This window comes from Aeromonas sp. NJAU223 (assembly GCF_051125555.1).
Taxonomy (GTDB): domain Bacteria; phylum Pseudomonadota; class Gammaproteobacteria; order Enterobacterales; family Aeromonadaceae; genus Aeromonas; species Aeromonas veronii_G.
Genome location: NZ_CP144204.1, coordinates 1281516 through 1300403, shown reverse-complemented (window position 1 = coordinate 1300403; position 18888 = coordinate 1281516). Strand labels below are relative to the sequence as shown.

Sequence of the window (18888 nt, the reverse complement as noted above, 5' to 3'; positions counted from 1 at the left end):
GTCGAAAAGGGCGTGGGACCATCGGCAAAACAGGGGCGCAATCTACCGTTTATCCCCGAAAAATGCCACTTGAACGGATGTTTGAATGTTGCCATAGTGGCCCGATATGTGAACAAACTGCAGACAAGTGCAGACGCCATCGGATGGACAGATCACAAGGAAGAGAGAGATGCAGCAGCCATTGGAACAGGCGGTCGCCGAGACGATCTTGCAGCGCTTCGAGTCGTTTTACAGCCGCTTTCTCGAGATAACCCAGGGCAGCAAGAGCCGCTTCGAGAACAGCGACTGGCTGGGCGTCCAGCTCGCAGGGCGCGAGCGCATCCGCCTCTACGATCACCACGTGGGCGCCACCACGACCCAGATCAAGCAGATGATGGGCGAACAGTTGCCAAGCCAGGGACTGCTCAAGCAGGTGAAGGGGGCCTTCAGCGATCTGTTGCCCCAGTGCGAGAACTTCGAGGTGGCGGAGTCCTTCTTCAACTCCGTCTACCGCCGCATCTTCCGTCATCGCAACATCCGCGACGAGAACCTCTACATCCACCCCTTCGTGAGCCGGGGGGAACACCCGGATCTCGGCAGCCTGCTGCGAATCTATCGCACCGATCTGGCCCATTTGCCCCAGACCCTGAGCAAGTTGCTGGGGGATTACAGTTTTACCCTGCCCTATGAGGACAAACAGCGGGATATTGTCGACATCCACCGCCATCTGGCCGAGAACGGCCCGGCCATCTTGCACGAGGAACCCTTCGCCATCGAGCTGCTCAGGGAGGTGTTCTACCGCAACAAGGGGGCCTATCTGGTGGGGCTCATCCGGGTAAAAAAGGAGGTGTATCCCTTCATCCTGCCCCTGCTCAGCACCGGCCAGAGCATCTATGTGGATACCGTCATCTTCGAGCCCGAGCTCGCCTCCATCGTGTTTGGCTTCGCCCGTGCCTACTTCATGGTCTATGCCCCGGTACCGGCCCTCTATGTGCTGTTTCTGCGCCAGATCATGCCCCGCAAGCCCGATTACGAAATTTACAACGCCATCGGCTGCCAGAAGCACGGCAAGACGGAACTCTATCGCCACTATCAACAGCACCTCGGCGAGAGCCGGGAGCAGTTCGTCATCGCCCCCGGTATCAAGGGCATGGTGATGAGCGTGTTCACCCTCCCCTCCTACGACGTGGTGTTCAAGGTGATCAAAGACGAGTTCACGCCCCCGAAAGACGTGAGCCACGAGCAGGTGAAGGCAAAATACCGGCTGGTCAAACAGCACGACCGGGTGGGCCGCATGGCCGATACCCAGGAGTTCACCAACTTCGAGTTTCCCCTCGATCGCATCTCCCCCGAGCTGCTGGCGGAACTCAAGACGGTGGCCCCCTCTGCGCTGGCCATCACCGCCGACAAACTGGTGATCAGGCACCTCTACACGGAGCGCAAGATGATCCCGCTCAACCTCTATCTGGACAGAGCGGACGAGCAGCAGACCCGGCTCGCGCTGGAGGAATATGGCAACGCCATCAGACAGCTCGCGGCCGCCAACATCTTCCCGGGTGACATGCTGTTCAAGAACTTCGGCGTCACCCGCCACGGCCGGGTGGTGTTCTACGACTATGACGAGATCTGCTACATGACGGAGTGCAACTTCCGCCAGATCCCGCCGCCGCGCTACCCGGAAGACGAGTGGAGCGCCGAACCCTGGTATTCGGTGGCACCGAACGACATCTTCCCCGAGGAGTTCGCCACCTTCCTGCTGCAAAAACCCCAGGTGCGGGAGATCATGATGCAACTGCACAAGGAACTGTTTGATGCCAACTACTGGAAGATGCTGCAAAGCAACATCAAGGAAGGGGTATTCGAGGACGTCTATCCCTACCGGCGCAAGAAGCGGTTTCGCTTCCAGCGCGGGGGATGAAGAGGTCCGATAGGGATCTTCACGAAATGCAAAGAGGGACGCCGCGGCGTCCCTCTTTGTGTGCACGACATGACGGCCGGGTTGCGACAGCCATTGACGGTACCTCGACTTATTTCATCGCATCGAAGGTGAGCAGGGGTGCCTTGCTGGCATCACGCAGTACCAGTTGCTGACCCTTGATCTCGAAGCTTGCGACCTTCTCCAGGGCCTGCAGGTAATTCATCTCCTTGCCTGCCAGATCCCCCATGCACATCATGCGGGTCGCCCCCATGGGACCGAGGGCCAGCACACCATCCCCCTGCTGCTTGATGGCGCCGAAGTAGCGGTTGCAGCCGCCCTTGCCAGCCACCTTGTCCCCTGCCAGTTGCAAGGTGAAGGTATCGCCGCTCGCCCCTTGCAACTGCCAGGTCGATGCTTGCAAGTTAGCCAGATTGGAACCCGTTGCCATGGCGCAGCCTCCCAGGGCCAGGGCGGCCAGCAGGGTCAGTTTCTTGTTCATGAGATCGCCTCTTGATGAAGAAAATTAATGAAGACTCAGAGTGACCGGGCCTGTGTAGCATGAGTCGGGTGCCAATTTAAACTCTTTTATTGTGACGAAAGTAGCCTTTACAGGCAGAAGCGATGTGCCATGCTTGTAGTCCTGTTCGGACCCAGGGAGGGGAAACGAATGGTCAAATCTCTCGCCATCGCACTCGCATCTGCATTCGCGCTTTCGGCCCAGGCGGCCGACTGGAGTTTTCTCCAGGACGATACCGACAGCCAGCTCTACGTCAAAAGCTATTCCGGCGTATTGCTCGGCACTCAGACCCACCCCAGCGACAGCTTCGACATCTGGCTCATCAATACCGGCTATCAATATCCGCTTGAAGAGGACATCAGCCTCTACATGGAGGCAGGCCCCGCCCTCGGTGCCCGCAGCGATCAGGCAGGTTTCAACATCAGTTCCGGGGTGCGCTATCAGCTCTCCCCGTCCCTCAACATCGGCAGTCAGGTCAAGCAGCTGGAGACGAGCAAGCCCAGCACCCTGGTGGAGCTCAACAGCAGCCTGCTGCTGACGCCCCAGCTGGCGCTCACCGCCAACTACGGTGTCAGCGCCTTCAGCACGGAACAGTTCCTCATGCTGGGGCTCGGGCTGCATTTCTAGCCTTTCAGATCAGCCGGCTGGCACTCACCAGCACGCCGTTGAGATCGGCATAGACATAATTCCCCGGCGATATGGTCACCCCCGCGAAGGAGACGGTAGCATCGAGCTCGCCCAGACCACGCTTTTCCGTCTTGACCGGGCAGGCCGCCAGCGCCTTGACCCCGAGCGACAGGGTGGCCAGGGTGCCCACATCCCGCACTGCGCCATAGACGAGGATCCCCTCCCATCCCTGCTCCGCGGCCTTGATGGCCAGTTGATCCCCGAGCAGGGCACGGCGCAGGGAACCGCCACCGTCGATGACCATCACCTTGCCATGGCCCGGGCGATTCACCAGCTCCCGCACAAGGCTGTTGTCCTCGAAACAGGAAAGCGTCACCGCCTCCCCATGAAACAACGGCTTGCCGCCATAATCGCGAAACAGCGGCTCGGCCACTTGCACATTATCGAGGTGTTCATCACAGAGATCGGGCAGTAAATCCAGCATCATCGTCATCCTTCCATGGGTGAGTGATAAACACACAGGTGAGTCGCCATTCTTCCATCATGTCGGCGCTCTGACAATCCAGTGAGCGGCAAGGGGCCCCAGATGGCAGGGAGGCACATTCAGCAGCGCAGGCTCCAGCCAGAGTTCTCCCCGCTCGACCCGGTAGAGGGCATATTGTCCAAAGGCGGCCGCCAACCGGGTGGCATCAAGGCGAGAAGCGCGCAGCAGCCAGGACTCCTCCTGCCAGTTTTCATCAAGAGCACTGCCCCATACCGGCCCCATGGCAGACAAGGTGTCGGAGCGATGGATGACACGCAGAAGGGCATGCTGGCGGCGGGTGTTGCGACGCCTTCCCGTGGGCTGGCTTCCCGGATTCCAGGCCGTGACGATGGCATAGTCAGGCCAGTCCGGCGGCGAAAAAGGGGCAATAAAGCACACTTTTCTGTAGTTTTCCCACAAAGTCATGTCAACCATATGTTGCATCTCATTACATTTCATAGGGGCGAAAATGGAGCCAAGCCCAAGTATCATGCAGATAACTCAGGGTTTGACTTATATCAAGCCAGAGTTAAAAAGTTGCTATCTGACAGCAAAGAGTGTTGTTATGCGCCTGTTAACTGATAAAATGCAGCAACTTTTGCAATGGACTACCTTTCAGGGCACCGCTCAATCAGGCTTGTTGAGACCCCGTCTGTGGCATATGGATGTTTGCCGGCACAGTGACCAAATTCGCGATGATTCGACCCGATATTCATACCCAGGATGACGTAATAAATTTTCAGGGCCGGTCGGATAACGCCAAAGAGTGTTAAAATTTCGAAAATTAACTGATAAGAATCTGGGAATACTCAATGCAAACACCACACATACTGATCGTCGAAGACGAACTGGTTACCCGCAATACCCTGAAGAGCATTTTCGAGGCAGAGGGTTACATTGTGCTCGAAGCCAACAATGGCGACGAGATGCACCAGGCCCTGACCGCCCACACCATCAACCTGGTGATCATGGACATCAACCTGCCGGGCAAGAATGGCCTGCTGCTGGCGCGCGAGCTGCGTGAAGATGACAACATCGCCCTGATGTTCCTGACCGGTCGTGACAACGAAGTGGACAAGATCCTGGGTCTGGAGATCGGTGCCGATGACTACATCACCAAGCCCTTCAACCCCCGTGAGCTGACCATTCGTGCCCGCAACCTGCTGAGCCGCACCATGAACGTGGCCGCCGGTGGTGAAGAGAAGAAGCTGGTCGAACGTTACCTGTTCAACGGCTGGGCCCTGGACATCAACAGCCGCGCCCTGGTCAGTCCGGCTGGCGACATGTTCAAGCTGCCGCGTTCCGAGTTCCGCGCCATGCTGCACTTCTGCGAAAACCCGGGCCAGATCCAGACCCGTGCCGAGCTGCTCAAGAAGATGACAGGTCGTGAGCTCAAGCCCCACGACCGCACCGTGGATGTCACCATCCGCCGCATTCGCAAGCACTTCGAGAGCGTGGGCGACACCCCGGAGATCATCGCCACCATACATGGCGAAGGCTACCGCTTCTGTGGTGAGCTGGAGCAGGAATAATCCGTTCAGGATGATGTGTGTGGTTGAAAAGAGGCGCCGATGGCGCCTCTGCTGTTTCTGGCATTTGACGGCCACGAGGTACAGGAGAAAGGCACTGCCAATCCCGCTTTCCCACAAGGATGCGGCAAACAAAAAGCCCACTCGCAGGAGTGGGCTTTTTGCATGAAAGCTGGAGCGGGCAGCGGGAATCGAACCCGCATCATCAGCTTGGAAGGCTGAGGTAATAGCCATTATACGATGCCCGCAAGGCATCAAAACTAGCAGTAAGTACCGGATATGGGGTCAACGTCAGGATGGCGTGCTAGGCAGAGGCAGGAACGAGACTGGCGCTTTATCAGGTCTTGAAATTGGAGCGGGTGATGGGAATCGAACCCACGTATGCAGCTTGGGAAGCTACCGTTCTACCATTGAACTACACCCGCGTCAGTGGCCTCTACTATATGCATTTTGCCGGCGAGCGCAATCACCACCCTGGTATTTTTTGCCGTAAATCAAGCTGTTCGACCAACTAATGAGCATGAAGTCTATTTTTCAGGCAACCGACTCCAGACTCCCGCATCGACAAGGTTGCCAAGCCCTGGGGGCGACGATAGTCTTGCGCCACTCGTTTGAGGAGGGTGGTAATGGACAAAGGTACGCAGAAACATCTCTATGGCTGGTTGCGCAAGCAATCGAGCCATGGCCGACGCTGGATCGGTCTCTCCATCGGCCTGGGCCTGGGTCAGGGCATGCTGATGGTGGCACAGGCCTGGCTGCTGGCTACCCTGCTCCATGGCTTCATCATCGCAGGCAGCACCCCGGAGCAATCCATTCCCCTCTTCATCAGCCTGTTGCTGGTCACTGCGGCCAAGGCGCTGCTGGCCTATGGCCGTGAAGTGGCCAGTTTCAAGGCGGGCAGCGCGGTGCGCCTGGCCATCCGCGAGCTGGTACTCACCCGCCTCGCCCGCCTCGGCCCCGCCTATATCCAGCGTCGCCCCGCAGGCAGCTGGGCCAGCCTGTTGCTGGAACAGATCGAAGAGATGCAGGATTTCTTCTCCCGTTATCTGCCCCAGATGGCGGTCGCCGTCTTCATTCCCCTGGTGATCCTGGTGGCCGTGTTCCCGGTCAACTGGGCCGCCGGCATCATCTTGCTCGGCACGGCTCCCCTGATCCCGCTGTTCATGATCCTGGTGGGGGTCGGCGCCGCCGATGCGAACCGCCGCAACTTCCTCTCCCTGGCGCGCCTCTCCGGCCACTTCCTCGACCGGCTCAAGGGATTGCGCACCCTGCAACTCTTCATGCGCACCCAGGCCGAGGGGGAAGCCATTCGCGACGCCTCGGAAGATTTTCGGGAGCGCACCATGGAGGTACTGCGACTGGCCTTCCTCAGCACCGCCGTGCTGGAGTTCTTCGCCGCCCTCGCCGTGGCTCTGGTGGCGGTCTACTTCGGTTTCTCCTACATCGACCACCTGAACTTTGGCAGCTACGGCGTCAAGGTCACCCTGTTCACCGGCCTGTTCGTGCTCTTCCTCGCCCCCGAGTTCTATGCACCGCTACGAGAGCTCGGCGCCCACTATCACGCCAAGGCCCAGGCCATCGGCGCCGCCGAACAGTTGCTGGAATTCCTGGAGGCCGACGTCAGCGAACCCGCCTCCGGCACGGCCCCCTTCCATACCCGGGGCCCTATCCGGGTTGAGGCCAGCGCACTCGAGGTATTGAGCGCCGAGGGCAAGGTACTGGTCGGCCCCATCGACTTCCAGCTGGAACCCGGTTCACGCACGGCCCTGGTCGGCATCAGTGGTGCGGGCAAGAGCTCCCTGGTCAATGCCCTGCTGGGCTTCACCCCCTACCGCGGTTCCCTCAGGGTCAACGGCCAGGAGCTCGCCGAGCTCGACATGGGCCTGTGGCGATCGCAGCTCGGCTGGCTCTCACAGAGCCCCCAGCTGTTCCACGCTTCCTTGCGCGACAACCTGCTGCTGGCAAAGCCCACGGCCAGTGACGCCGAGCTCGAAGCCGTGCTCAAACGGGCGCAGGCTTGGGAGTTCGTACAGGAGAAAGGCTTTGACTATCGGGTCGGGGATCAGGCAGGCGGGCTCTCGGTGGGTCAGGCCCAACGCATCGCCCTCGCCCGCACCCTGCTCAAGACGACCCAGATGATGGTGCTGGATGAACCCACCGCCAGCCTGGATCGCCACTCCGAGCGCGCCATCATGAGCACCCTCGAGCAGGCGACGACGGGTCAGACCCTGCTGATGATCACCCACCGCCTCGATCAGCTCAGCCAGATGGACAACATCCTGGTGCTGGAGCGCGGCCAACTGGTGGAGCAGGGCGGCTTCTCCTCGTTGAGCCAGGCAGCGGGCCCCTTCGCGAAGCTGCTGTCGCAACACCAGTCCCAAACCAATGGAGACTCTCTCGATGCGTGATCTGTTGCCCTTCCTGCGCCTCTATCGCCAGCACTGGCTGAGCCTCTCCACCGGTCTGCTGCTGGCCCTGGTGACCCTGGTGGCCGGTATGGGGCTCTTGTCCCTCTCCGGCTGGTTCCTCTCCGCCGCAGCCGTGGCCGGATTGGCTGTCGCCACCCGCGACACCTTCAACTACATGACCCCGGCCGGAGGGGTGCGCTTCTTCTCCATCATCCGCACCGCCAGCCGCTGGGGAGAGCGGGTGGTGAGCCACGATGCCACCTTCCGGGTGCTGACCCGGCTGCGCGTCTGGTTCTGGCAAAAGCTCTCGCCGCTCTCCACCGGCACCCTGGCCAGCTTCCGCCAGACGGATCTGCTCAACCGGCTGGTGACCGACATCGATGCGCTGGATCACGTCTACCTGCGCCTCATCACCCCCATAGGGGCGGCCCTGCTCAGCACCGCCGGTCTGGTGTTCTTCCTCTCCTTCTTCGACAGCGAACTGGCCCTGACCCTGGGAGCCATCTTGCTGGTCGGCATGCTGGCCCTGCCCCTGGTGTTCTACTTCCTCGGTCGTAAACCCGGTCAGGCCCTGATCGCCGAGAAGTCCCGCCTGCGCACCCGACTGGTGGACTACCTGGACGGACAGGCCGAGCTGCAGATGTTTGCCGCCGCCCCCCAGGCCCTCGATGAACTGCAACAGGCGGAGCAGGCCCTGATCCGCGCCCAGGCCCGCATGGCCAGCGTGAGCGGGCTGGCCAATGCCTCCGTCCAGTTGCTGAGCGGCTGGACCCTGACCCTGATGCTCTGGCTTGCCGGTCACGGGGTCGGCGGTGCCACCCCGGACCCCATCACGGCGCTCATGGTGTTCGCCACCCTGGCGAGCTTCGAGGCCCTGTTGCCGCTGGCGGGAGCCTTCCAGCATCTCTCCACCAGCCTCACCTCGGCCCGTCGTCTCAACGAGATCCTGCAGGAGGCCAAGGCCCCGGAATGGGGTAGCGAGCAACAACCTGCCATTGCGGGCAGCCTGCAGATAAACGACCTCACCTTCGCCTACCCCAGTGCCCATGCTGATGCAGACGCCAGTCCCGTGCTGCGCGGCTGTTCCCTGCAACTGAAGGCCGGGGAAAAACTCGCGCTGCTCGGCCAGACCGGCTGTGGCAAATCCACCCTGATGGGGCTGCTGACCCGGGAGTGGACTCCAGTGAGCGGGGAGATCCTGCTGGATGGCAAACCGCTGACTCATTACAGCGAAGAGGCGCTGCGGGCTTCCTTCTCGGTGGTGAGCCAGCGGGTACACCTCTTTGCCGATACCCTGCGCGGCAACCTCAAGCTGGCGGCGCCGACAGCCAGCGACGAGCAACTCGTCGCCGTGCTGGAGCAGGTGGGCCTCGCTGGCCTCCTGGACAACCCGGAGGAGCTGGCGGAAGGGGGACTGGATGCCTGGCTCGGGGATGGCGGTCGACCGCTCTCCGGCGGGGAGCGTCGTCGTATCGGCCTCGCCCGCGCCCTGCTGCACGACGCCCCGCTCTGGCTGCTGGACGAGCCCACCGAGGGGCTCGACAGCCAGACCGAGCGGGAAATCATGGCCCTGCTGTTCAGGTTGGGCGCTGATCGCACCCTGCTGTTTATCTCCCACCGCCTGCTGGGGCTGGAGCAGATGGACAGGATCGCCCTGATGGAAGAGGGGCGCATTCGCCTGTGCGCCCCTCACGCAGAGCTGCTGAGCGATGACTACTACCGCAGTCTGCACCAGCGGCTCGCGCCGGTCTGAATCCGTTAAGTGCAAAGGGGGGCATCATGCCCCCTCTCTACTTTTGGCAAGACGCCATTCTCATGACAACCTGCCGACCCCGATGTCGCGCCAGGCCAGCTCTTGGTCACCCCCCGTCCCGGTGGCTAAAAATGGGGCTGGTCGCCAGCTGCGACTGGCCCCTATAATGACCCCCTCACTGTTCAACAAGACATCGCCATGAAACGCCTGACTCTATTGCTGCTGCCCCTCTTCGCCTCCGGTTGCTCCTACTTCTCCTTCAACAGCAACCTGGACAAGGAAAACTTCGACGAGTACTTCAAGCCCGGGAGCGTGCGGATCTATGAACAGGGCGAGCTGGCCGATCTCAACTACCTCTATCTCGGTACCGTCGAGGGGGAATCCTGCCAGAGCGATGCCAACCAGGCGGTGCCGAATGCCGGTGAAGCCCGCACCCTGGCTCGCCGCCGGGTGGCGGACATGGGGGGCAACGGCGTGAGCTTTGACAAGTGCGCCGAGTTCAGCGATGTGCCGGGCTGCCTCAAGCAGGTGATCTGCTATGGCCAGGCGCTGAAAGTCGCCGAAGAGAAATAAGCCTGTGGCTCTCGCCGTCGTCCGTCTCGGCACCCCTCGCCTGCCCGGTGAGGGGCTTCGCATCGGCACGGTGCGTCGCCCGCCCCGGGGCGTGCCCAAAGCTGAATTTGCGAGCCAGGATTGGTACGACGTCTGGTTCCCCAACTTGGCTCCCAGCCCCGAGACCATGAAGCTCGGTCAGGGTGCCGAGACGCCGGCCCAGTGGGCCGCCTTCTGCAAACAGTACAAGGCCGAGATGACCACGCCGACGGCAAAGCACGATTTGGCCCTGCTGGCAGCGCTCTCCCACCACACGGATCTCTCGGTGGGCTGCTACTGCGAACATGAATCCCGCTGTCATCGCGGCATCCTGAAAGAGTTGCTGGCCGGCTGTGGCGCTGTCTTGCGCTAAATCCTGCAGTCCCATTGCAAAAAGAGAGGGCGCCCCATGGGGTGCCCTCTCTTTGATTCGGCTTTCCGGTACACATGGCGCCGTGCTCAGGCTGCAAGCATGACTTGCCTACTGCATGGCGTGTGCAGCCAGCACCCGTTGGCGCAACGTCGCCTCCTCTTCGGCCGTCATGCCTGCGGCCTCTCCTTGCCCCCCTTCCGCCAGCCAGAGGGCGACATCCGCCACCGTCTCCTCCAGGGGACGAAAGTTGAGCCCCTGCACGATCGCGGCCTCGGCGCTGATCCGGCCATACCCCCCATACTCGGCCAGCTCGTTTGGCAGCAGGGTCGGATAGCTCTGCCAGGGCTCAACCCCGGCGGCCAGCAGCGCTGGCCAGGGTGCCCATTCGAATTGGATGGGCGACGCCGGGGCCAGACGGGCGGTAATACGCTCCACCCAGTCCCCCAGCAATATGCCGGGCTTGAGCAGGTTGAACACGCCCCCAAGGCGCTGCTCGGCGGCCCGCAACACGAATTCGGCGCAGTCCCGTACGTCCAGATACTGCAACCTGTCCTGCCCCTCCCCCGGCAACAGCCAGGGGCCGCCCTGCTGCACTCGTCTCACCCACCAGGCAAGGCGACCCGTGTGATCGTGAGGGCCGCACAGAACCCCGGGGCGCAGGATGCACAGTCGCTCCCCCCAGCGGGCCTGATACGCTTGCTCGCACAAGACTTTGAGGGGACCGTAGTCATCCGGCATCGTCCCTTGGGGGATCTCGTGCAAAGGGGCCGACTCATCCATTCCGGGCCGGGCAAAGTCCCGGTAGACGCTGATGGTGGAGATGAAGATGAGGCGCTCGCAGCGCCCAAGCAACGCCGCCGAGAGGCTGGCCGCCTGCTCGGGTCGATAGCAACAGGTATCGATGACCAAATCCCAGTGCAGCCCCTCCCCGTGCAGGGCCCCGAGATCGCCATCCCTGTCTCCGTGCAGTTGCACCAGATCCCGCCAGTCCGGGTGCTGACGATGGCCGCGGTTGAACAAGGTGACCTCGTGGCCCCAGTCCAGCGCCAGCGCACTGAGATAGCGGCCCAGAAATCCCGTGCCGCCGATGATAAGCAGTTTCATCCTGTGACTCCCTGTCAGCCATACCGGCGACCTTGAGCGTCACGGCCGGATGGCGATCGTTTTTCCTGCCCCTACCCTACGCAAGTCGACGCCAAGAGGCAGCCCCCAGCGGGCAGGGGTGGGACGGGGATCACTATGGTATCGAAGGGATGGGCGAGGCAGTGAGCCTGCGTTTTGGGGCTGCTTGTGCTAAATTGCCGGGGTTTTTAGCCACGAGTGTGCCATGAAGTTCGAAATCGACACCCTGGGGATCATCCATTCTCCCTACAAGGAGAAGTTCGCCATTCCCCGCCAGCCCGGCCTGGTCAAGTCGGCCCGCGCCCGCCTCGAGCTGCTGCCTCCCTACGATCAGCCGGACGTGCTGCGCGGCATCGAGCAGTTTTCCCACCTCTGGCTCAGCTTCGTGTTCCACCAGACCATGGCCCAGGGCTGGCACCCGACGGTGCGCCCGCCGCGCCTCGGTGGCAACGAACGGGTTGGGGTCTTCGCCACCCGCTCCACCTTCCGTCCCAACCCGCTCGGCCTCTCTGTGGTCGAGCTGCACGGCGTAGGCCGTGAGCGCGGCAAGCTGTGGCTCGAACTCGGGGCAGTCGACCTGCTCGATGGCACCCCCATCGTCGACATCAAGCCCTACATTCCCTACGCCGACAGCCTGCCGGATGCCCGCGGCGGTTTTGCGCCGGACGCCCCCACTCCGCCGCTGATGGTGAGTTTCAGCCAGGAGGCAGAGCAACAGCTTGGTCAACTCGCCCCCCGCCATCCCGAGCTGCGCCAGCTGGTGAGCGAGGTGCTGGCCCAGGATCCGCGTCCGGCCTACAAGAAGGGCAAGCCGGATGAGAAAGAGTACGGAGTGAGATTGTTCGACCTGAACGTCAGGTTCCAGATAACCGAGCCTGAGTGCCTGGTGCTGGCCATCACCCCCTGCTGATGGCCGCCCTGATCAGCGCCCCGCTGAGTGACTGGCGATGGTGGGGCCTTGACCATGGCATGTGTTGCTACGGTCCAGGCCATGTCAATCATGATCTCTGTGCTGATCGGCAATCTGCTGGAAGGCGGCTTCACAAGCCAGGAACCCGTCGACCACGGCGGGATCAAAATGGCTGCCCCGTCCCTTGAGGATGACCTCCCTGGCTTGTTCATGGCTGAACGCAGGCTTGTAGACTCGCTTTGAGATGAGGGCGTCATAGACGTCTGCCAGTGCCATCAATCGGCCTGAAATGGGGATTGCCTCCCCCTTCAACCCATTCGGATAGCCACTGCCGTCCCATTTTTCGTGGTGGGTGAGCGCTATCTCCCGCGCCAGTCGCAGGAAGGAGTTGGAACCGAGCTGCGATTCGGCATTGGCCAGCGCCTCGGCGCCGATCGAGGCATGGCGCTTCATGATGGCAAACTCTTCATCGGTCAGCTTGCCGGGTTTGAGCAAGATGGCGTCTGGAATGCCCACCTTGCCCACATCATGCAGCGGCGCCGACTTGAACAGCAGCTCTATGGTCTCTTGGTCCAGCGGGTAGCGCGCGGGATCGGCCTGGCTCAGATGCTCCGCCAGCACCCTGACATAGTACTGGGTGCGGATGATGTGGGCGCCGGTCTCGTTGTCCCGTGTCTCTGCCAGGGTGGCCAGGCCGAGGATGGCCACATCCCGGGTCAGGTTGATCTCGTCGTTGCGCGCCTTCAGCTCCTCGATCATCTCGTTCGTGCTCGCGGCGATCAGACCAAACTCATCGTCCCGGGTCACGGGTATCCGCACCTCCAGATTGCCGTGCTGAACCTGCGCCATGGCCTGGATCTGATGGGTCAGGGAGAAGGCAAGATTGCGGCTGAACGCACGAATGATGAGCCAGAGATAGCCGAAGGTCACCACCATGATGAAGGCGACCTCTTGCAATATGTAGCGCTGGGCAAGACCGCGGGGCAAGTCGCTGCCAACCGTCACAAACCACTCCAGATCCTTGTTGATCAATAGAAAGATGACCCCTCCCAGCAGCGTGAGGGTGGCCAAGGCAAACAGGGAAAACTTGCGGGAAAACGCCATGGTCGACGACTGGGTCAACGCAAAAATGCCCTCTTTCTCACGCTGCCTGGCCAGCTCCCAATCCCGCTCGAGGGAGAGATCGGCGGCAACCAGAAAACCCAGGGTGAACATGCCGAGCAGGATCTTGAGGTAGCTTTCCAGGGGAAAGTTGCCAAAAAGCAATCCGTTATAGATGCAGAGCAGCACGGCCCCCAGCAGATAGATCCCAAGCTCCAGCCCGAAGCTGCTGAACTCCACCTCTGGCAGCGTCAGACGGTTGAGCAATATGTGGCGAGCGACGGCCATGATCCCGAACACAACCAGGGTGGGAATAAAAAGCTGGGCAAGGGTCAGGGTGTCCAGAAACGGGCACACCTGAAAGCCATACAGGCAAAAGAGCAGCAAGGCGACCCCGTGATGCAGGGTGCTGCGCCCCAGAGTCTTCTCCTGAACGTTATCCAAATCGACAGCAAGTATCGTCATATCACAAGATTCCTCACCCGCGCTCCAGCAGCAGGCTGCCTATCGAATAACCGGCACCGAAGGAGCAGAGCACACCCCGGGCGCCACTCGGCAAGTCCTGATTGAACAGGTGGAAGGCGATGATGGAGCCCGCCGAGCTGGTGTTGCCGTAACGGTCGAGGATCACTGGTGCCTCTTGCTGACTGGCATCGTGCCCCAGCAGCTTGCGGCCGATGAACTGGTTCATGGTGAGATTCGCCTGATGCAGCCAGAGTCGGTTCAGCTCCCCTGCCTGCCAACCCTGCTCGGCCAGCTGGCCGGCAATCTGATCGCACACCAATGGCAGCACCTCCTTGAACACCTTGCGCCCTTGCTGGCGAAACAGCTTGTCATCCCCGTAGCGGGTGCGCGGGCTGAAGCGGTTCAGGAAGCCGAAGTTGTTGCGGATATTGTTGGAGTACTGGGTCACCAGCTTGCTAGTCACCAATTGCCAGGGATTGGCCACCTTGCAATCTTCCGCCAGCTCCAGCAGCACGGCGGTGCAGGCATCGCCGAAGATGAAGTGGCTGTCTCTATCTCTAAAGTTGAGGTGACCCGAGCAGATCTCCGGGTTTACTACCAGCGCCAGCCGGGCCGAGCCCGCCGCCAGCAGATCCGCCGCCGTCTTGATACCGAAGGTGGCCGACGAGCAGGCCACGTTCATGTCAAACGCCATGCCGGTCGCACCGAGGTAATGCTGCAGCTCGATGGAGAGCGCCGGATAGGGCCGCGGCATGTTGGAGGCGGCGACGATGACGAGATCGATCTCCCCCGGCTCGCGACCGGCGGCGATCAGCGCCTGCTCGGCGGCAGCCACGGCCATCTCCACCATGATGGAGGGCTTGTCGTCCGGGCGCTCCGGAAGCAGCGGCTGCATGATGTCCGGATCCAGCACCCCCTCCTTGCTCACCAGATAGCGGCTCTTGATGCCGGAGGCCTTCTCGATGAACTCGCAGCTCGAATGCTGCTTGGCATCGAGCTGGCCCGCATCGATGGCGGAGGCGTTTTCTTCGTTGTAGAGATCCACATATTGATTGAAGGCGGCCACCAACTCTTCGTTGCTGACGGCAAAGGGAGGGGTATAGAGGCCTGAGCCACTGATCACGATGGAAGTCATCTTTGCTCCTGGCCGGGTGCAATCCCGGCTTGTCTGTTTTGTAGGATGAGGGTTTATAGCCTGTCGATCGCCTCGGCGAGACCGGCCAGTGTCAGCGGGTGCATACGCCCGCCAATCAGGTCATTCATCAGCTTGATGGAAGGATGCCAGAGCCACTCCCGCCTCGGGAGGGGATTGATCCACACCAGTCTGGGGTATTGGTGCTGCAGCCGGGTGAGCCATACCTGACCCGCCTCTTCGTTCCAGTATTCGACCGCACCACCGGGCCAGGTGATCTCATAGGGGCCCATCTTGGCATCCCCCACAAAGATCACCCGATAGTCGCTGCCATAGGTGCGCAGCAAACGCCAGGTGTCGAAGCGCTCCTCGAAACGGCGGCGGTTGTCCTGCCAGACGAAGTCATAGAGGCAGTTGTGAAAATAGAAGAACTCCAGGTGCTTGAACTCGTGGCGCAGGGCCGAGAACAGCCGTTGCACCTCGGCCACGTGGCTGTCCATGGAGCCCCCCACATCGAAAAACACCAGCAGTTTGACGCCGTTGTGGCGCTCGGGTCTGAGTTTCACATCGAGCCAGCCCTGACGGGCCGTGCTGCGAATGGTGTCATCGAGATCCAGCTCGTCTGCATTGCCCTTGCGCACCCAGCGTCTGAGACTTCGCAGGGCCAACTGGATGGCGCGCTGACCCAGGGGGGAGTCATCGTCGCTGAAGTTGCGAAAGTGGCGTGCCTCCCACACCTTGGCGGCACGGCCATGTTGCCCCTCGCCCCCCATGCGGATCCCTTCGGGGTGGAAACCACCGTGACCGAAGGGACTGCTGCCGCCGGTACCCACCCACTTGTTGCCACCGGCGTGGCGCTCTTTCTGCTCCACCAGCCGCTGATTGAGGGTCTCCAGCAACTTGTCGAGCCCCCCCAAGGATTGCAGCAGGGCTTTTTCCTCCTGGCTCAACAGCCGCGTGAGCTCCTGGCGCAGCCAGTCGTCCGGCAGAGACTCCGGCAACAAGGGGCTGGCCTGCAGCCCGTCATAATACTCGGCAAAGGCGCGATCGAAGCGATCGTAGTGGGCCTCGTCCTTCACCAGCAGGCAGCGGGCGAGCAGGTAGAACTCATCCATGTCGAGGCTGGCGAGCCGCGCTGCCAGCGCCCCGTGCAAGTCCAGCAATTCGCGCAGGCTGCAGGGCAGCTTGTAACGGCGCAGATGAAGAAAGAAATCAACCAGCATTCAGCCGCCACGCCGGGCCAGGAAGGCCAGCTTTTCGAACAGGTGCAAGTCCTGCTCCGTCTTGAGCAGGGCACCGTAGAGGGCCGGCACCAGCTTGCCCGGCTCCCGGGTCCGCATCGCCTCCGGGGATATGTCATCCGCCAGCAGCAGCCGGATCCAGTCAAGGAGTTCCGAGGTGGAGGGTTTCTTGCGCAGCCCCTCTACCGCCCGCAGCTCGAAGAACAGGGCCATGGCTTCGTCCAGCAGCGCCGCTTTCAATCCGGGATAGTGCAGTTGGACGATGGCCTGCATCTCGGCCTTGTCGGGGAAGCGGATGTAATGGAAGAAGCAGCGGCGCAGGAAGGCATCCGGCAGCTCTTTCTCGTTGTTGGAGGTGATGATGACCACGGGGCGCTGGCGCGCTTTCACTCGCTCGCCGGTCTCGTAGACGTCGAACTCCATGCGATCCAGTTCCAGCAGCAGATCGTTGGGAAACTCGATATCCGCCTTGTCTATCTCGTCGATGAGCAGCACGGGCCGCTGCTCGGCAGCGAAAGCCTGCCACAGCTTGCCACGGCGGATGTAGTGATTGATATCCCCCACCCGGGGATCCCCGAGCTGGGAGTCCCGCAGCCGCGCCACGGCGTCGTATTCATAGAGCCCCTGCTGAGCCTTGGTGGTGGACTTGATGTACCAGGCGATGAGCTCAGCGCCAAGTGACTCGGCCACCGCCTCCGCCAGCACCGTCTTGCCGGTGCCGGGTTCTCCCTTGATCAGCAGCGGTTTCTCCAGCACCACGGCCGCGTTGACGGCCATGCTCAGCTCTTTAGAGGCGAGATAGCGATCGCTTCCTGCAAATCCCATGGTGTCCATTTCCTTGGTAGCACAAGGCCCGGGCTGGACCTCGGTAATAAAGAATAAGTTCTATATGTTGTAATAACATATTGTTATAACGATTCGTCACTTCTCATTCAGAAATCACAGGGTAATCTTGTTTCATCGCCTTAACAAACACAGGGATAGCACCATGAGCAAAATTTTTGAGGACAACAGCCAGACCATAGGCAACACCCCGCTGGTTCGTCTCAACCGTGTTACCAAGGGCCGCGTGCTGGCCAAGATCGAGAGCCGCAACCCGAGCTTCAGCGTCAAATGCCGGATCGGTGCCAACCTCATCTGGGATGCCGAAAAGCGCGGCGTGCTGACCAAGGGCAAGGAGATCATCGAGCCCACCAGCGGTAACACCGGCATTGCTCTGGCCTTCGTGGCCGCCGCCCGCGGCTATCCCATTACCCTAACCATGCCCGCCACCATGAGCCTGGAGCGCCGCAAGCTGCTCAAGGCCTTAGGGGCCAATCTGGTGCTGACCGAAGGCCCACTCGGCATGAAGGGCGCCATCGCCAAGGCCAACGAGATCCTCGAATCCGAGCCGGGCAAGTATGTGCTGCTGCAACAGTTCGAAAACCCCGCCAACCCGGAGATCCACGAAAAGACCACAGGCCCCGAGATCTGGGAAGCCACCGACGGTGACGTCGATGTGTTCGTGGCGGGCGTCGGCACCGGCGGCACCATCACCGGTGTCTCCCGCTATATCAAGCAGACCAAGGGCAAGGCCATCGTCTCCGTCGCCGTCGAGCCGTCAGAATCCCCTGTCATCAGTCAGAAACTGGCCGGTCAGGAGATCAAACCCGGTCCTCACAAGATCCAGGGCATTGGCGCCGGCTTCATCCCGGGCAACCTGGACTTGACCCTGCTGGACCGCGTCGAGCAGGTGAGCAGCGAGGAGTCCATCGAGATGGCCCGTCGCCTGATGGAAGAGGAAGGCATTCTGGCTGGGATCAGCTCTGGCGCCGCCGTCGTGGCCGCCGCCCGTCTGGCCGAACTGCCGGAATTCGAGGGCAAGACCATCGTCGTCATCCTGCCGAGCGCCGCCGAGCGCTACCTCTCCAGCGCCCTGTTCGCCGGGGTGTTCAGCGAGCAGGAACTGCAGCAATAATTGATCCCCTTACATCAAAACAACGGCGCTCTTCGGAGCGCCGTTTTCTTTATGAGCTAAACTCTGTAGCCGACAGTGTCAGACGACCCTTATTTTTTGGGGTAAAATAACAAATTCCGGGATGACAAAAAAAGCAGACATTCTGTGATAAATCTCATATCCTGTGCCCCGTCACGAGGTGATTCCCGGCTAGGTATCACAAGGTAACAAAGTGTTATTTTTCGTTATAAATTAATCTCAAGCCAGTACTGATGCGGCCTGTAGAGCGATAACGAAAAAGAGTTAGCCGGGGCGCTGAATACTGCACAGAAAATTGACCTGGATTAAACCATTGCAGGTCTTATTTCGTTACTTTACAACATATCCATACTGACACGGTGAGACTGGAAGCCTCAAAAGCGACCACCTCTCCACACAATATCAATAATATGGGGTGAAACCATGTACGAGAAGTCTGTTGTTATTACTGCTGAAAACGGCCTGCACACCCGTCCTGCAGCTCAGTTCGTGAAGGAAGCCAAAGAATTCCAAAGCGAGATCACTGTGGTCTCCGGTGGCAAATCCGCCAGCGCCAAGAGCCTGTTCAAGCTGCAGACCCTGGGCCTGACCAAAGGCACCAACGTGACCATCCAGGCCGACGGCCCGGACGCACAGAAAGCCGTTGAGAAGCTGGTTGCCCTGATGGACGAGCTGGAGTAATCCAGCTTTATTCCTCCCCCACAGTCGTTTTAATAGGAAGGAT

18 protein-coding genes and 2 tRNA genes are annotated in these 18888 nt (G+C 60.9%); 10 read left to right on the top strand and 10 right to left on the bottom strand.

Annotated features, from left to right (window positions below):
• The first annotated feature begins 169 nt into the window (after positions 1–169).
• Positions 170–1897 carry a bifunctional isocitrate dehydrogenase kinase/phosphatase gene (gene aceK, locus VZC39_RS06075; protein ID WP_434666598.1) on the top strand — a complete coding sequence of 576 codons (1728 nt, stop codon included), beginning with the start codon at positions 170–172 and terminating at the stop codon, positions 1895–1897.
• Between the two features lie 109 nt (positions 1898–2006).
• Here aceK and VZC39_RS06070 read toward each other — a convergent pair whose 3' ends face one another.
• Complete coding sequence (locus VZC39_RS06070; protein ID WP_434666595.1) at positions 2007–2396, bottom strand: META domain-containing protein; 390 nt, start codon at positions 2394–2396, stop codon at positions 2007–2009.
• Positions 2397–2564: 168 nt separating this feature from the next.
• Between VZC39_RS06070 and VZC39_RS06065 the strand changes: the two genes are divergently transcribed.
• On the top strand, positions 2565–3041 hold the full coding sequence (locus VZC39_RS06065) for a hypothetical protein (protein ID WP_349921528.1): 477 nt from the start codon (positions 2565–2567) through the stop codon (positions 3039–3041).
• Between the two features lie 4 nt (positions 3042–3045).
• On the opposite strand, the gene VZC39_RS06060 is transcribed toward VZC39_RS06065, so the two are convergent.
• The gene (locus VZC39_RS06060) at positions 3046–3525 is read right to left on the bottom strand and encodes a putative 4-hydroxy-4-methyl-2-oxoglutarate aldolase (protein WP_349921527.1); all 480 of its coding nucleotides are present in this window, start codon (positions 3523–3525) and stop codon (positions 3046–3048) included.
• A 57-nt stretch (positions 3526–3582) separates the two neighbouring features.
• A complete protein-coding gene (locus VZC39_RS06055) occupies positions 3583–3999 on the bottom strand; it encodes a DUF3293 domain-containing protein (protein WP_434666593.1) in 417 nt (138 codons plus the stop codon).
• A 377-nt stretch (positions 4000–4376) separates the two neighbouring features.
• Here VZC39_RS06055 and arcA point away from each other — a divergent pair, with 377 nt between their 5' ends.
• Positions 4377–5096: a two-component system response regulator ArcA gene (gene arcA, locus VZC39_RS06050; protein WP_349921525.1), complete on the top strand. Its 720-nt coding sequence runs from the start codon at positions 4377–4379 to the stop codon at positions 5094–5096.
• Between the two features lie 170 nt (positions 5097–5266).
• Here arcA and VZC39_RS06045 read toward each other — a convergent pair.
• Both VZC39_RS06045 and VZC39_RS06040 read right to left on the bottom strand, forming a co-directional pair.
• Positions 5267–5341: transfer RNA gene (locus tag VZC39_RS06045), tRNA-Gly, on the bottom strand.
• A 103-nt stretch (positions 5342–5444) separates the two neighbouring features.
• Positions 5445–5518, bottom strand: a tRNA-Gly gene (locus tag VZC39_RS06040).
• A 201-nt stretch (positions 5519–5719) separates the two neighbouring features.
• Here VZC39_RS06040 and cydD point away from each other — a divergent pair.
• From cydD to VZC39_RS06020, 4 genes are all read left to right on the top strand, one after another.
• On the top strand, positions 5720–7501 hold the full coding sequence (gene cydD / locus VZC39_RS06035; RefSeq protein ID WP_434666589.1) for a heme ABC transporter permease/ATP-binding protein CydD: 1782 nt from the start codon (positions 5720–5722) through the stop codon (positions 7499–7501).
• Positions 7494–9254 carry a heme ABC transporter ATP-binding protein/permease CydC gene (cydC, locus tag VZC39_RS06030; RefSeq protein WP_434666587.1) on the top strand — a complete coding sequence of 587 codons (1761 nt, stop codon included), beginning with the start codon at positions 7494–7496 and terminating at the stop codon, positions 9252–9254. Before cydD ends, cydC begins: the two co-directional genes overlap by 8 nt.
• 198 nt (positions 9255–9452) lie before the next feature.
• The gene (gene rcsF, locus VZC39_RS06025; RefSeq protein ID WP_349921522.1) at positions 9453–9827 is read left to right on the top strand and encodes an Rcs stress response system protein RcsF; all 375 of its coding nucleotides are present in this window, start codon (positions 9453–9455) and stop codon (positions 9825–9827) included.
• A 4-nt stretch (positions 9828–9831) separates the two neighbouring features.
• The gene (locus tag VZC39_RS06020; protein ID WP_349921521.1) at positions 9832–10218 is read left to right on the top strand and encodes a DUF488 domain-containing protein; all 387 of its coding nucleotides are present in this window, start codon (positions 9832–9834) and stop codon (positions 10216–10218) included.
• 108 nt (positions 10219–10326) lie between these two features.
• Here the strand turns inward: VZC39_RS06020 and VZC39_RS06015 are convergent, their stop codons facing one another.
• Positions 10327–11322: an NAD-dependent epimerase/dehydratase family protein gene (locus VZC39_RS06015; protein ID WP_434666585.1), complete on the bottom strand. Its 996-nt coding sequence runs from the start codon at positions 11320–11322 to the stop codon at positions 10327–10329.
• Positions 11323–11545: 223 nt separating this feature from the next.
• On the opposite strand from VZC39_RS06015, the gene tsaA reads away from it, so the two are divergent.
• A complete protein-coding gene (gene tsaA / locus VZC39_RS06010; protein WP_434666582.1) occupies positions 11546–12250 on the top strand; it encodes a tRNA (N6-threonylcarbamoyladenosine(37)-N6)-methyltransferase TrmO in 705 nt (234 codons plus the stop codon).
• Positions 12251–12334: 84 nt separating this feature from the next.
• On the opposite strand, the gene VZC39_RS06005 is transcribed toward tsaA, so the two are convergent.
• From VZC39_RS06005 to VZC39_RS05990, 4 genes are read right to left on the bottom strand one after another with little or no spacing between them, the layout of a single operon-like run.
• Positions 12335–13816 carry an HD domain-containing phosphohydrolase gene (locus VZC39_RS06005; RefSeq protein ID WP_434666579.1) on the bottom strand — a complete coding sequence of 494 codons (1482 nt, stop codon included), beginning with the start codon at positions 13814–13816 and terminating at the stop codon, positions 12335–12337.
• A 13-nt stretch (positions 13817–13829) separates the two neighbouring features.
• The gene (locus VZC39_RS06000) at positions 13830–14951 is read right to left on the bottom strand and encodes a beta-ketoacyl-ACP synthase III (protein ID WP_434666577.1); all 1122 of its coding nucleotides are present in this window, start codon (positions 14949–14951) and stop codon (positions 13830–13832) included.
• Positions 14952–15004: 53 nt separating this feature from the next.
• The gene (locus VZC39_RS05995; protein WP_434666575.1) at positions 15005–16171 is read right to left on the bottom strand and encodes a vWA domain-containing protein; all 1167 of its coding nucleotides are present in this window, start codon (positions 16169–16171) and stop codon (positions 15005–15007) included.
• Positions 16172–17014 (bottom strand): AAA family ATPase, encoded by an 843-nt coding sequence (locus tag VZC39_RS05990; RefSeq protein ID WP_434666572.1) that lies wholly within the window; start codon positions 17012–17014, stop codon positions 16172–16174.
• 163 nt (positions 17015–17177) lie between these two features.
• Here VZC39_RS05990 and cysK point away from each other — a divergent pair, with 163 nt between their 5' ends.
• Positions 17178–18146: a cysteine synthase A gene (gene cysK, locus VZC39_RS05985; RefSeq protein WP_349921513.1), complete on the top strand. Its 969-nt coding sequence runs from the start codon at positions 17178–17180 to the stop codon at positions 18144–18146.
• Positions 18147–18587: 441 nt separating this feature from the next.
• A complete protein-coding gene (locus VZC39_RS05980; protein WP_005303128.1) occupies positions 18588–18845 on the top strand; it encodes an HPr family phosphocarrier protein in 258 nt (85 codons plus the stop codon).
• The last annotated feature ends 43 nt before the right edge of the window (positions 18846–18888 follow it).

What these genes read in the sequence shown, in the direction of transcription:
- rcsF (WP_349921522.1), top strand. Translation starts at nt 9,453, where the DNA reads ATGAAACGCCTGACTCTATTGCTGCTGCCCCTCTTCGCCTCCGGTTGC.
- arcA (WP_349921525.1), top strand. Translation starts at nt 4,377, where the DNA reads ATGCAAACACCACACATACTGATCGTCGAAGACGAACTGGTTACCCGC.
- cysK (WP_349921513.1), top strand. Translation starts at nt 17,178, where the DNA reads ATGAGCAAAATTTTTGAGGACAACAGCCAGACCATAGGCAACACCCCG.
- VZC39_RS06015 (WP_434666585.1), bottom strand. Translation starts at nt 11,322, where the DNA reads ATGAAACTGCTTATCATCGGCGGCACGGGATTTCTGGGCCGCTATCTC.
- VZC39_RS05980 (WP_005303128.1), top strand. Translation starts at nt 18,588, where the DNA reads ATGTACGAGAAGTCTGTTGTTATTACTGCTGAAAACGGCCTGCACACC.
- VZC39_RS06055 (WP_434666593.1), bottom strand. Translation starts at nt 3,999, where the DNA reads ATGGTTGACATGACTTTGTGGGAAAACTACAGAAAAGTGTGCTTTATT.
- aceK (WP_434666598.1), top strand. Translation starts at nt 170, where the DNA reads ATGCAGCAGCCATTGGAACAGGCGGTCGCCGAGACGATCTTGCAGCGC.
- cydD (WP_434666589.1), top strand. Translation starts at nt 5,720, where the DNA reads ATGGACAAAGGTACGCAGAAACATCTCTATGGCTGGTTGCGCAAGCAA.
- VZC39_RS05990 (WP_434666572.1), bottom strand. Translation starts at nt 17,014, where the DNA reads ATGGGATTTGCAGGAAGCGATCGCTATCTCGCCTCTAAAGAGCTGAGC.
- VZC39_RS06070 (WP_434666595.1), bottom strand. Translation starts at nt 2,396, where the DNA reads ATGAACAAGAAACTGACCCTGCTGGCCGCCCTGGCCCTGGGAGGCTGC.
- cydC (WP_434666587.1), top strand. Translation starts at nt 7,494, where the DNA reads ATGCGTGATCTGTTGCCCTTCCTGCGCCTCTATCGCCAGCACTGGCTG.
- VZC39_RS05995 (WP_434666575.1), bottom strand. Translation starts at nt 16,171, where the DNA reads ATGCTGGTTGATTTCTTTCTTCATCTGCGCCGTTACAAGCTGCCCTGC.
- tsaA (WP_434666582.1), top strand. Translation starts at nt 11,546, where the DNA reads ATGAAGTTCGAAATCGACACCCTGGGGATCATCCATTCTCCCTACAAG.
- VZC39_RS06005 (WP_434666579.1), bottom strand. Translation starts at nt 13,816, where the DNA reads ATGACGATACTTGCTGTCGATTTGGATAACGTTCAGGAGAAGACTCTG.
- VZC39_RS06060 (WP_349921527.1), bottom strand. Translation starts at nt 3,525, where the DNA reads ATGCTGGATTTACTGCCCGATCTCTGTGATGAACACCTCGATAATGTG.
- VZC39_RS06000 (WP_434666577.1), bottom strand. Translation starts at nt 14,951, where the DNA reads ATGACTTCCATCGTGATCAGTGGCTCAGGCCTCTATACCCCTCCCTTT.
- VZC39_RS06065 (WP_349921528.1), top strand. Translation starts at nt 2,565, where the DNA reads ATGGTCAAATCTCTCGCCATCGCACTCGCATCTGCATTCGCGCTTTCG.